This window comes from Shewanella sp. AC34-MNA-CIBAN-0136 (genome assembly GCF_040309945.1).
Taxonomy (GTDB): Bacteria; Pseudomonadota; Gammaproteobacteria; order Enterobacterales; family Shewanellaceae; genus Shewanella.
Map to the genome: position 1 here is coordinate 76,296 of NZ_JBEOPJ010000008.1, position 13,079 is coordinate 89,374.

The 13,079-nt window shown below is 38.2% G+C and carries 13 protein-coding genes and 2 tRNA genes; 5 read left to right on the forward strand and 10 right to left on the reverse strand.

Annotated elements, in window-relative coordinates:
• On the forward strand, positions 1-279 hold the full coding sequence (locus tag AAEY94_RS09840) for an oxidative damage protection protein (protein WP_101086395.1): 279 nt from the start codon (positions 1-3) through the stop codon (positions 277-279).
• Between the two features lie 89 nt (positions 280-368).
• Here the strand turns inward: AAEY94_RS09840 and AAEY94_RS09845 are convergent, their stop codons facing one another.
• Together AAEY94_RS09845 and AAEY94_RS09850 are read right to left on the reverse strand one after the other, a co-directional pair.
• Positions 369-944: a YceI family protein gene (locus tag AAEY94_RS09845; RefSeq protein WP_350978660.1), complete on the reverse strand. Its 576-nt coding sequence runs from the start codon at positions 942-944 to the stop codon at positions 369-371.
• Between the two features lie 102 nt (positions 945-1,046).
• Entirely contained in the window at positions 1,047-1,604 is a 558-nt protein-coding gene (locus AAEY94_RS09850; protein ID WP_182745080.1) for a cytochrome b, read from the reverse strand.
• A 1,002-nt stretch (positions 1,605-2,606) separates the two neighbouring features.
• Here AAEY94_RS09850 and AAEY94_RS09855 point away from each other — a divergent pair.
• Both AAEY94_RS09855 and AAEY94_RS09860 read left to right on the forward strand, forming a co-directional pair.
• A tRNA-Phe gene (locus AAEY94_RS09855) sits at positions 2,607-2,682 on the forward strand.
• A 6-nt stretch (positions 2,683-2,688) separates the two neighbouring features.
• A tRNA-Thr gene (locus AAEY94_RS09860) sits at positions 2,689-2,764 on the forward strand.
• A 157-nt stretch (positions 2,765-2,921) separates the two neighbouring features.
• Here AAEY94_RS09860 and AAEY94_RS09865 read toward each other — a convergent pair.
• From AAEY94_RS09865 to glnB, 3 genes are all read right to left on the reverse strand, one after another.
• Positions 2,922-3,623: a SapC family protein gene (locus tag AAEY94_RS09865; RefSeq protein WP_011638325.1), complete on the reverse strand. Its 702-nt coding sequence runs from the start codon at positions 3,621-3,623 to the stop codon at positions 2,922-2,924.
• 240 nt (positions 3,624-3,863) lie between these two features.
• Entirely contained in the window at positions 3,864-5,150 is a 1,287-nt protein-coding gene (locus AAEY94_RS09870) for an NAD(P)/FAD-dependent oxidoreductase (protein ID WP_101086391.1), read from the reverse strand.
• 78 nt (positions 5,151-5,228) lie between these two features.
• Positions 5,229-5,567, reverse strand: coding sequence for a nitrogen regulatory protein P-II (gene glnB, locus AAEY94_RS09875; protein WP_101086390.1), 339 nt, complete (start codon positions 5,565-5,567; stop codon positions 5,229-5,231).
• A gap of 228 nt (positions 5,568-5,795) precedes the next feature.
• Here glnB and AAEY94_RS09880 point away from each other — a divergent pair, with 228 nt between their 5' ends.
• Together AAEY94_RS09880 and AAEY94_RS09885 are read left to right on the forward strand one after the other, a co-directional pair.
• Positions 5,796-6,311, forward strand: a complete 516-nt coding sequence (locus AAEY94_RS09880; protein ID WP_101086389.1) for a GspH/FimT family pseudopilin — start codon at positions 5,796-5,798, stop codon at positions 6,309-6,311.
• 116 nt (positions 6,312-6,427) lie between these two features.
• Positions 6,428-6,940, forward strand: coding sequence for a GspH/FimT family pseudopilin (locus tag AAEY94_RS09885; protein ID WP_101086388.1), 513 nt, complete (start codon positions 6,428-6,430; stop codon positions 6,938-6,940).
• A gap of 71 nt (positions 6,941-7,011) precedes the next feature.
• Here the strand turns inward: AAEY94_RS09885 and AAEY94_RS09890 are convergent, their stop codons facing one another.
• The 5 genes from AAEY94_RS09890 to pilV are packed head-to-tail and all read right to left on the reverse strand — an operon-like array spanning position 7,012 to position 12,965.
• Positions 7,012-7,407, reverse strand: coding sequence for a type IV pilin protein (locus tag AAEY94_RS09890; RefSeq protein WP_101086387.1), 396 nt, complete (start codon positions 7,405-7,407; stop codon positions 7,012-7,014).
• Positions 7,407-10,946: a pilus assembly protein gene (locus AAEY94_RS09895; protein ID WP_350978664.1), complete on the reverse strand. Its 3,540-nt coding sequence runs from the start codon at positions 10,944-10,946 to the stop codon at positions 7,407-7,409. Before AAEY94_RS09895 ends, AAEY94_RS09890 begins: the two co-directional genes overlap by 1 nt.
• A 2-nt stretch (positions 10,947-10,948) precedes the next feature.
• A complete protein-coding gene (locus AAEY94_RS09900) occupies positions 10,949-11,398 on the reverse strand; it encodes a pilus assembly PilX family protein (RefSeq protein WP_101086385.1) in 450 nt (149 codons plus the stop codon).
• 26 nt (positions 11,399-11,424) lie between these two features.
• Positions 11,425-12,405: a PilW family protein gene (locus tag AAEY94_RS09905; protein ID WP_101086384.1), complete on the reverse strand. Its 981-nt coding sequence runs from the start codon at positions 12,403-12,405 to the stop codon at positions 11,425-11,427.
• Positions 12,406-12,413: 8 nt separating this feature from the next.
• Complete coding sequence (pilV, locus tag AAEY94_RS09910) at positions 12,414-12,965, reverse strand: type IV pilus modification protein PilV (protein WP_101086383.1); 552 nt, start codon at positions 12,963-12,965, stop codon at positions 12,414-12,416.
• Between the last annotated feature and the right edge of the window lie 114 nt (positions 12,966-13,079).

The window sequence follows — 13,079 nt, forward strand, 5'->3', positions numbered from 1 at the left end:
ATGGCTCGCACAGTTCACTGTCAACACCTAAACAAATCAGCTGACGGCTTAGATTTTCAGCTTTACCCAGGCGAATTAGGTAAGCGTATTTTTGACAATATCAGTAAAGAAGCTTGGGGCTTATGGCAAAAGAAACAAACCATGCTCATTAATGAGAAAAAGCTCAATATGATGAATGTTGATGACCGCAAATTTCTTGAAGAGCAAATGACTCACTTTTTATTTGAAGGTAAAGACGTTGAAATTGAAGGCTATGTTCCACCTGCTGAAGATGAATAACCTAGTAATATAATAGATAACTATATTAAACAACAAAGCCGCTTAACTTAGCGGCTTTTTTTTGGTTATCAATGACTAAATCTGACAGATTATTGTTTAACGCCTTCCACTACCAATGCTAATTCAACGTTAGCAGAAGCTGGACCTAAATCCATTTTGACCCCAAAATCTTTCATCGCAAAAGTGGTTGTGCCGCTAAAACCAGCACGATATCCACCCCATGGATCTTTACCTTCACCAATAGCAACGGCATCAATGGTTAACGGCTTTGTCACACCATTTAAGGTAAAGTCACCATTAATCACAAACTGGTTACTGCCTTTATCAACAATCGAGGTTGATGAAAAAGAGGCTTCAGGGAATTTACTGGTATTTAAAAAGTCTTCGCTGCGTAAATGCTTGTCACGCTCGGCATGATTAGAATCAACACTGTTAGTATTAATTTTAACATTCACTTTGCCATCTGCGACTTTGTCAGCATCGAAACTGAAGTCGCCAGAAAACTCATTAAAGCGCCCAACCACAAAGCTATAACCCAAATGGCTTACACTAAATTGAATTGATGCATGCGCACCTTGAGTGTCGATAACATAGTCGGCAGCATTAACAGCAACAGGTAACATAAACGTTGCACTGATAAGTGCTGCTATAAGGTGTTTTTTCATGGTTTTTTATTCCTTTAAGTTAATAACAAGTAGATATATAAAGAGGTATTGAGATATTCATCAAACATAACGGTTAAACAATTCAACGGTTAAACAATTCGATTATTTGCTAATACGATTTGGCATCAGCATTCTTTTAAGGGTGTTATCTTTATCAATAAAATGATGCTTAATCGCACCAGCTGCATGCAACACAACCAAGCCAATTAAGCTATAGGCAAGGTATTGATGTATTAACCCCGCTATATCAGCTTGATCATCAATAAAAGCATTAGGAAATGGCACGGCAAACCAGTCAAAAATCCAAATATCTCGACCATCGGCTGTCGAAATCATAATTCCTGAACTCATAATGAGTAACATTAGCGTATAAAGAACAGTATGAGCCCACTTTGCCAAGCGTTTTTCCCAAGGCTGATGATTCGATAATGGGCTCGGAGTGTGTGATATCCCTCGCCAAACTAACCTTAATAGCGTTAACCCAAGTAAAAGCAAACCGACACTTTTATGCAGATGCGGCGCAGTTTGGTACCAACTACTGTAGTAGGTAAGATCTACCATCCAATAACCAGCACTAAATAGACCAATAACTGCGATGGCGGACAACCAGTGGAAAAAAATGGTTACTAAGCCATAGCCAGCTGAAGTGTTCTTTAACATGTCTTACTTTCCTCTAAAAAAGTCACAACATTTTAACGTTAATTTTAGGAAAGAAAATCAGTAAAAATAGCCGAAATCGTTCTATAAAATAGAAGTAACAGGTATTAAAATAGCGAACAACCAAATAATTAAGCAACTACTTATTAAACATGTCTCAATTGTAGTCACTAATTATCAAATAGCATCTAGGATGTATTGATCTTTCTTGGCTAAATATTTTCAAGATAAACGGCTTAGTTTTTTATATTAAAAGACAGCGCAGTGTTAGACATTAAGTCTCTAACTACGCTTATGCACTGTAACAAACATATTCTATAAAGATTAAACTGAACTCTTCGGGCAGCGTTTGTGGCTTCTTTCTACTGCGTTATCGCTTACTGTTTACTGCTTAATGCTTACTGAATAACGAATAACGACATACCATAGCTCTGTCTGGTATCAATAGTCACCACCGTTAACGGTAAAATTGAGCTTGAAAGATCGTATGGCCTTAAATAACCATATCCGAAGCACCTCTATCCCGTTGAGTAAATGCCCTAGCATTTCAGCTCACATAAATTAAGATCAACGACGCTACAAAAAGTTCACTCATTTACATGTAAATAAGTTATTCATCAGCCTAACAACTCAAACTTACCGTTCTTGAACTTGCAATTAAAGCGAGGACACTAACCATAAGTTAAAAATCAAACGGGTCTAGTGCTGAGCAAAAAACAAATGACGAATTCAATTTTCTGGTTTCTCTTTCGTTATTTTATTTAATCGTCAGCAAACTTCTACGACTTTATTCTTACCGATTAACACTTACAAACTACTTTTAGCGTTAAAAATCGATAAAAAACCACCAGTTTGCACATTAACTAGCCGAACGAGTAAAAACATTTGAAAAACCACTTGCACGATAAAAACCATCACTATACTATGTGCGCACTCCAGACGAGACGGGCATTGATTACCAAGTTAATACCTAGTCTGCAGTGATTAACTAACGCTTAGTTAGTTGCCCGAATAGCTCAGTCGGTAGAGCAGAGGATTGAAAATCCTCGTGTCCCTGGTTCGATTCCGGGTTCGGGCACCATATTTAGCCGGCATAGCTCAGTTGGTAGAGCAACTGACTTGTAATCAGTAGGTCCCGAGTTCGACTCTTGGTGCCGGCACCATAAAAACAAAAAAGCCACTCAATGAGTGGCTTTTTTGCATCTGCTATTTAGTCAAATCTAAACATCTTAATTCAGATATTGTATTTATTGAATTTAACTTCCCCAAACAAAACAGGCACTCAATTGAGTGCCTGTTTTGTTTGGGGAAGCCCGAAGACTATCTACCGAGTACTTCAACACGGGCTAAACGATTAACTTGGTTTAAAGAACCCAAATGACCATAAATTGGGCCTAGTAGACCGCGCTTTTTAAGCTCGATAAACTCTTCGTCGCTTAGTGCATTTAATTTAGCTTCATCAATAAGGTATAAACCATTGATATTACGCTTCTCACCCGCTACATCAACAGTGAGAGTCTGATTAATCAACAGCCCTTTTTCATCTAGAAACCCTAAAATACCGCGAGTAGCTTGATCTTGTTCATAGTGGCTAATCAAAGCTTGCTTACGCGCTTCTAAAAATGGAGTTTCTTTACCATCTTCAAATAATGCTTGGCCGTCTGTTTTAGTCACTTCTTTGGCATCTTCGCGTATACCAATCCATACTTTATCTTTAACGTCTGGATTAACCACTAAACCAAGGGGATAGTCACGAACAACAGCTGGAATATACAAACCTTGCCACTTACCATCTTTCACACTTAGATTTTGACCTGGTTTTAGGCCTAACATCGCAACTGATTGAAATTCGTTAGTGTCACTGTTTTTAACAAATACGATTGGATACTCAGTGGCAGCACGGTTAATTTCATGCAAGGTAACCGGCACAATGTGCTGCTCCGCCACGTGAGAAAAATCACTTGGAGTCAGTTTTAAATCACCATGCTTGGTTTGTTCTAATAATGTAATCTGGTTAGGCATCTTGGCTCCTTGAAGCACTGATTATCTTTTATGGTATAAGTACAACATCATTGTCATACGTTGTGTTAACAAATAATTAATAACTGAAACTACCAAATTAAATCTTAAATTCAAGTAGATTTAAGTTAAATTGCGTCAATAAACGTCAAATGGCCAATTCTTGTGCAAAATAGGCTTTGTGTTTAACAAAGCTTATTCGTTTATATTGATAGTAGCTCAACTCTCTATGTGATTACTCGCCTAGTGTAACTTGAGCTTAGGGCGTTGCCAGCGCAGTAGCTTTTGGGCAATACGATATACAGAAGCCGAGAACCAGCCATACAAGCTGGCTAAATGACGCTGATACAGAGAGATGTACATCAAACGAGCAATGTGTCCTTCAACAAAAAAATCTCCTGAACGGAGGCTTCCCATTAAGTTCCCAACCGCCGAAAAACGACTCAGTGATACTAGTGATCCATAGTCTTTATAAACGAAAGGCTTTTCTGGCTGCTGTTTCATCTTCAAACAAATATTGGCATAGAGACGATCTGCCATTTGAGCCGCTGCTTGGGCTCTTGGTGGTACCGGCTTACCTGATGGTAAGATTAATTGAGCACAGTCGCCTAAAGCATAAATATCATCAATGCCTTTTACACGCATGCAATCATCTACATCAATTTGATTACGTGGAGTGACGGGAAGTTGAGTGAAATTTTCAAATACTTTGGGACCTTTAACACCTGCCGCCCACACTTTGATATTGGCTTTTATCGTCTCCCCCGTCGCAGTAACAAAGCCTTCTTTGGTTACTTCTTTAACCTGCACACCTAAATGCAATTTAACCCCTAATTTTGACAGTACAGTTTGCGCTCTTGTACTGACTTGCTCTGGCAATTGAGGGAGTATTTTTGGGGATGCTTCTATTAAATTTATATCTAAATGATCTTTAGAGATGTTTTGATAACCGTACTCTCTTACTGATTCAATAACATGATGCAGTTCAGCGGCAAGCTCGACACCTGTAGCACCCGCACCAACAATGCCGATGCCTAATTGATCTTGGGTTTCATTAAGCTGTAACAGTGCATCCATCAGCTTATGATGAAACAGATTAGCACTGTCTAGACTGTCTAAAAAAATACAGTGTTTTTCGGCCCCTGGTGTATTAAAGCTATTTGATACGCCCCCTAAGGCTAGAACAAGAGTATCGTATTCAATATTACGCGCGGCAATGATCATCTCGCCTTCATCGTTATACACAGGAGCAAGTTGAATTTTCTTAGTCGTCGGATCGCATTGCTCAATGGCACCTCGAATATACCGGTAACCATTCTTTAATCCGTGATCTCGATATTGCAGGCCTTCGATTGATTGATCAATTACACCAACAGCGACTTCATGTAATTTAGGTTTCCATATGTGGACGGTATTTTTATCAATCAAACTAATATCGATTAACGGATTTTTACCAAATTTCCGGCCCAATTTTGAAGCCAATGCTAGCCCTGCAGCCCCACCACCCACGATAACAATTCGTTGCACCATACACTACCTCGGAATTACCTTATACCAACAACATAATCACACAATATTTACAGTTATAAAAAAAGGCCCTTATGGGCCTTATACTGCTTCTTCATTTTCTTCGCCAGTGCGAATACGAATCACGCGTTCGATATCAGTTACAAATATTTTACCGTCACCAATTTTACCTGTTCTGGCTATATCAACGATAACATCAATCGCACGTTCCAGAATGTCATCTTGGATCACTAATTCAATTTTTACCTTAGGTAAAAAATCAACCATATATTCTGCACCACGATAAAGCTCTGTGTGGCCTTTCTGACGCCCAAAGCCTTTAACCTCTGATACCGTCATACCCGTAATGCCAATTTCAGCAAGTGCCTCACGCACGTCATCAAGTTTAAACGGTTTAATAATCGCTTCGACTTTTTTCATTAAATACTCCAGGGCTTATTTATAAAATTCGCATTAAACAAGTAATAATTGAGCATAAATTATCGTTTCATACTTTTATGTAAATATATTACTAGAAAGTGTAGCAACTTACTGCTGCTATTTATGACTTTTTCAAAATAGTCCCTTTTGTGCACAATTGAAAACATCAACTACAATTGATTAAATAATACACAATTAGATTAACTGTATTTAATCAAGGATGATGTAATGAATAATGCTAAAGGCTTTAATCTTATCGAGTTAATGACTACCCTTTCAATTTTTAGCTTGCTAACGCTGATAGCCCTACCCTCAATGTTAGCGATAAACCAAAACGTACGAGCTAACAGCAATATTAGATTAATTCAAAATACTTTATCTTTTGCAAGAAATACTGCCATAAACTACGGCACAAGAGTAACAGTTTGCCCGATATCGTCAGGTAAATGCAATACAGATTGGTCTATTGGTTTAACGGTATTTATTGATTCTGGACAGAAAAATGTAATAGATGGAAATGATATTTTATTACGTGAAACGAATGAATTTAATGAAAATGATATAATACAGTACAACCGTAAATCGATAAGGTTCCAACCAGACGGGCTAGCATCAGGTACCAATGGTACACTCGTATACTGTCCTGATGACATTAACAATCAATACTCTAAAGCTGTAATAATCAATCAAGCGGGAAGAATACGCTTTTCTAAGAAAAAAAATATTGTATGCAAACCTGAATAACCAAGACTTAATTGATAAGTACATGATGCTAAGTAAAAAACATCAGGTATTTAACCTAATCCTTAGTTATACTTAGTGATGTTAAACTAACCAAGTATCGCTATAGGGTGAACAGTATGAAGCGTTTAGAAAATGGATTTACTCTTATAGAACTAATGGTAACCGTTACCATTGCGGTTGTACTCGTAACAGTGGCAATACCTTCGTTAAGTTCAGTATACGATAAAGTAAGATCATCTAATTCGATAGATTCAATCGAGAACTCGTTCACTTTCGCTCGCTCTCAAGCTGTCAGTTTAGGAGTTCGGGTTACAGTTTGTCCTTTATCTGGCTCTACATGTAACACTAATTGGATAAATGGATACAGTATTTTTATTGATAACGCCCCATTCGGATCAAAAGAGAGCACTGACACGGTATTAAAAGAAATTGGCGCGTTCAACACGAATGACTTTATAAAATCCAGTTTCTTGAGCTTCAGCTACACTCCCGATGGAATGTCGACTAACTCCGCAAGTAACACTATAAACTATTGCCCAACATCTAAAACAAGCAACGATTCAAAAGGTTTTTCTCTCAGTGTTTCAGGGAGGCTTCAAACCATAACAACCTCGGTAAATTGCTCATAAAACAGTGGAAGTAAAGCATATACTTTACTTCCATCTATCATTTCATATTATCATTGATTTTTGACTAATAATCACCAACAAGCTGCAGGCGTTTTAGCTCCTGTTGAGCTTAATGTAATAGAAGCACATGCAGTATCCCTTGTTGCCTGAACACCTATAGCTGTAGCAATAATAGAATAACCACCAACAGTTAAAGTAGTATCTATTTCAAAAAAGCCATTTTCAACTTTCCAAGGATCTGCATTTAATCCTAATTTAGTCATGTCATTAGTAAATACACGATGATCTATATAATATTGCTCTTGAAGATTAGCGACATGCATTGAACCCGCAAGCGCATCTGCTCGCGCACCTTTAGCCACAAACTGTGTGTAAGAAGGATATGCAATTGCAGCTAAAATACCAACTATTGCAACTGATATCATTAATTCAATAAGTGTAAAACCTTTTTTTGCTGAATGATTCATTATTGATTCTCATTAACATGATAATAAATTCGGTTAACACCTAGACCACCACCTATACATTTTTCATCACCTGCGGCACAGCCATCGTTTTTATATTCATCTTTTTTAATCATGTCATTGGCTGCATCACCAATCCCGATTAAATACATATAACTTTCGTTTGTTCCATTGTTAGGAATTACTAGCGTTGGCGTATCAGGAACTTGCTCACCGGTTTCAAAATAATCCTCCGTATGCACATAGGTACGAGTACCTTTATGTAAATCATAAGGATACAAACGGCCTTGACCTGGCACAATACAAGCGTTAGCTGTCGCGCCTGTTTCCGGTACGTATGAGGTAAAAAACACTTTTCCGTTTGCAATGGTTGAAGCTGATAACGATTTCTCACCCACAGATTTAAAATTATAGTACCAGCCCCGTTTTTCACCAAAAGCAAGATTTTCGGTATCTGTTACTGGTGAACTAGTGGTGACATCGTAAAGATTGCTTAACTGTAATGTTGTTGGTGCCGTATTACCTGCAGCACTACTAAATGATTTAGACACAATATTTCGGTCTTGTAATACAAAGAAACGGTCTTTTCTAACCTTATCTAACGGATGAGGTCTGTGTCCAGAACCAATCGTTACCGCATCATACGGCACGTTTTGATACTCATAAGTTGTCGTACCAGTTTGTGCACCTGTTGTATGAGTATATGCTTGTACATTGCTAAACGCAGTTTGAGCTATGACAGGTTCGGAGAAAAATCGTATATCAGTTTCAGTTGACCCCTTACTACCTAAGCTAGCAAATTTAAATGCACTCCAAGGACTTGATGAAGAAGTCGGTAAACTTGGCATATCAATTCGCCATACATTAGCGCCGGTATCTGTAGCATAAATACGGTCTGTCAACTGATCGCTATTGCTATCTAATACTGCAACTGAGTTAGGTATGCTATCAGCTAAACCTGACATTACCGTATTAGTTCCAGATGCACCAAAGCTATGAACCCTGACGCCCGTGTCTGCATCGATAATATATAATCCTGCACCAGAGCCAACACCACTATCAATTGCACCAACACCTGGACCATCTTTTGTTGTCGGATTATATCCAGCGCCCACAATCAAAACTGGTTTTGCGCTGTTTGCAGTTACAGCTCCTGACGGCCAACCTGGCACTTTTGTTACCACAGGTTTAGACCAAGATTGCCCCATTAATGGGAAGTCTGCACTTTGTGATATCCATTTCAAAATTGGAGCATCGGGAGCAGAAATATCAAGTGCATAATAAGATGAGCCACCACGTCTCATACCAAAAAACAACCAAGCTTTTGTTATCAACCCGCTAGAGTTTCTCTCAATATACGGTACAGGCGTACCATCAAAACCATAAATGGAATGGACACCCGTTTTTGGGTTATCTCTTAATCCTTTGATATTTTTTAAAAGCTCTGTGGGTAAGAATGCCCAAGACTCAACAACACTATCACTTTTACCATCAGCACTTTCTATGTCTTTAAACATATGCAAATAGCCATGATTTGTTCCAACAATTACTCTATTATTGGGGGATAAAACCGTACCAAAATTAATCACTAAAGGCCTAGAGTGTAAAGGGTCTCCCATAATATCATGGCGAATATAAGGTGCGGTTGTGTCATTAGGGTCTATTTTCTCTTGATCAATGTTTACCCCTTTGGCCCAATCCAACGTGCTTTCAATATTGCCATCTGTGACACCCATTAGTGTTGCAAGTTTAGTATCTGTGTTTACAGCACTGTTTAGTTGGATGTTACTTTTTGATAATGGGACTAAAGCACCTGTAGAACCGATATTAGTCAATACCTTACGTGTTGATACAGAAGAATTATAAGTCGATCTTAACTTGGCAGCGACACCACCAACTGACGCATCGGCAGCATTATATGTTGTTGCAGAACATACTGTTGGGTCTGTCCAAAGTGAACAAGCTGTCTTAGATATAGCACCTGTATCATCAATAGCGCTTGCACCATTTCGATCAACTATCGAGCCATCAGCCTCTACCTTAAATTTTTTAATATTACCAGACCATCGAGGCCCAGTTGTGGGTAGAAACATGGCAAAATATGCTGCATTACCCGTTTGAGTTTTATCTAAAACAACCGATGGAGATGAGAAACTAGCACTGTCCTCTTGAATCGCAGCAAGAGCAGAAAGAAGGGAAACTTGTAATGCTGCAGCCGAGTTAGCTTCATAAAATTTCCCTCCGCCTAACAATGCCGTTTTTTCAAGCAGCGGTTTCGCTTCAGTGGCTCCCTCACTAAACCCAATGGTATAAGTCGTTACAGTTTGATCACCTGATATATTAGGATTAACGTCATTTCTATACATCCACCCAGCCAAAGCTGGCAATAAGTTCGTTGTGGTACGTCTATTCCAAACAACATCTATACCATCGGTCACTTTGATCCCAGGCAGTAAACCAATGTCCGAATCAGCAGCCACATCATTATTGGGTATACCATCAGTTACATAAATAATAGAAGCTTTAGACTGACATTTTTTATCGACAAACGGCGAGATATATTTAGTGTTGTTATTATTTTCAATACTGGTATCAAAGGTTGGATTACCCGTTGAGCCACCGGTTTGTCGACTAAACTTTATATTTTTTCCATAAAGGTAACTATAGGCTTCAAATAAAGTTTCACACAGCGGTGTGTAATTACCGTTGATTGATATTGAATCTTTTACTTTATCGATTAAACTATTCTTATTTGCAATAGTTCCTGCCTTGATACCAGAAATAATGCGGCCTCCGTTTTTACTATTATCACTATTTTTATTAAAAATAGCTAAACCAAAATCTACTCCTGGCGTATTGACTATCATTTCTTCAATAACGCGCTTCGCCACATCCATTCGAGTATAAGATAAACGATTACTCACACCATTCGGCTTACTCGTATCGTGATACCAATCAATATAGTCTTTGGTGTAAATATATATGGGTTTGCCTAAACCTAACTCGGTTAATTTAGCTTTTTCAATGTCGGTATCATATGGCGATGTTAAACCATCGACAGGAAAACCATTGGAATAAGAGGATGCATTACTATTATTGTTTTCTGCAATATCCTCATAACAATCAATTGCTGTCATTCCGGTTCCATCGGTCAACGGAAATAAACTCCATTTCGAGCTATTATATTGACGAAAATACCCTGTATAAACCCCATAATCGGCTAAAAAACCTTTCGAAGAAGCACATCCATTCTTAGAGTATTCAAAATATTGAGTGCTCGAAGCTAAAGGCACATCAGCTGCATTGTAGGAGTAATAAATCTTTGTATTGTTCTTGATATTACCTTGGGCGTGAAATCGAGGAGCTGTAAAGTCGTTATCACCCATACTCCCAGAAGTATCTAAAATAACCAGTACTTGGGGGTTGTCTTGGCTTCTAATAGATGCCTCCAAAACATACAACTCAGTGTCGTCTGCCAAACTGTTAGCAGAGGCGCCAATAAAAGCAAATCCAATTGCGAAACATATATGCTTAATTAACATAATTAACTCCCTGCGAGCACTTCTTGCTCAATACCTGATGTAACTGTTAGTTGGCCTAAACCACTGCGGCCAAAAGTTGCTGAACTGGATATTTCTAAACGACGGCAATTAACTAAATTAGCAGCGGTCGCTTTTTCTGAGCGCTGACAATTAACTTCAATACCTGGATTGCTTATTGGTAAGGCTGTTATCACTTGTGTCCCCGTTAATTCAGCACTATTTGTAAAAACTGTATCCGTTGCAAACTTTTTCGCCACGCTTTGTGAAATAACTAGATCCAACGCACCGTTAGCTTGTGACATAGCCGCTAAACGATCTGTTCCAGCACCCGCCATTCGTAGTGATTGAGTCGAATTAACAGCCAATGCGACGCCTATAATGGTCATTAATACCAAAACAATTAGTGAAAAAAACAACACTATTCCATGTTGCTTCTTTAAAGATCTAATCATTATATTTACCTTTCAGGTGAGTAAAATTAACTATTTATTAAAACTGGGTTTTCCAATACTACTGTCGTTGACATAACTTTTCGACGATAATGGTCATTCAAGGGTCCTATGGTTTTATCACCTAATTTGTAGATTATTTTATTATCATAGCTTTTATCTTCTTGGCTTGTTCGAACCATTACAAACAGTTTTAATGCAACTAACCTTTGGAAACCCTGGTTATCCCACATAAACGTACTTACAGCACTAGCGGGTATAAATCGATCCGGAGATGAATCACCATTATTATCGAAACCATAAAGAATTCTTATATTCTCGATACCTTCAACTAATTGATCTTCATTATTCATTCCATTTGTAATCGTCAGTGTTTTTCGTCTTAAAACAGGGATCGAACCATCGTTTTTGATGAAATAAACATGATGCTGATATTCCCACAGCCTACTGTTTAACATATTGGGTACAGCACCATTGCCGTCAAAAAAATTAATTGCGTTTGATGTCACAGCCGCATAATATCGGGTAGCTTGTCTATTTGCTGCAAGCACTGAAGGGCCAACAAGTCTTTTTATTTGAATAACATCTGTATTATCTTGAGGGGTAAAAGAACTGCCACAACTCAGCGCTGGACCTGAAGCTATTTTCTCATATCCCCATAATCGTCTGAAATGTGCAGGGACGTTTAGTGGAAACGTTGAATTATTTAACCCTGCACCGATACAATCATTAGTTATAGCGGTTGCACTAACTGCTGCGTTCACGTTAAAGATCAAATCAGTTCCCGTGATGTCTCCCATAAAACCGAGTTGGCTAATATCTTTTTCCATTAACACAAGCGCAATACGACCGTTTTCTTGAAGTTCACTAAACTGGCTCGTTGTTGTAACATTACTCGAAGACATATTAAACATGGTAAAAAGACCAGCAGTTAAAAATAAACTGATCAGCATGGCTACCATCAACTCGACCAGTGACATACCGCTATGTTTATAAATATTTAATTGCATTTAATCACCTAAATTATAGCCGTTTTTACTTCGAACACTCGACGTTTTTTATCACTTGTTCCACAACTAATCGCTTCAGAACTATGTCCTGTGCTATCGGTAGACATATCTCTAATCCCTTTCCATGTGAAGACAACAATAACTTCTCTAGGTTTTACAAAAATACAAGCGACGGGAGTGTCTAAACCGCCAACATTTACACCTGAATATTTCTCATATGAACCAATAAATTCTGTTTGCCAATCATACACATCCCATACTTTCAATTCTGCTGGTGAACATAAACTAGCGCCAGTACAGAGTTTAGAAGGCACTGTTAATGATGTACCAGAATAACTGATGCCACTTGCTGTACCATAGGAACTTAACTGACTTCGATTCAATCGCATTCGGTTAATAATGTCATTAGCATAATACGAGGCTTGAGTTTGCTGAAAAGACTCAAAACTGCCTTGCTTTGATATAATATGAAGATTAAAAATGCCAATAAGGCCTATCACCAGAATAACCAGTGAGACCATAACTTCAATCAAGGAAAATCCATTCCTTTTAGGTGACATAAGCGTCAAACCCCCTGCAAAGATCAATATTAGAGAATACGACCTTAAATTTTGTTACGCCAAGCTAGTATTACTTAATATATAGATGATAGCTGAGTTAAATGTAATCAGATA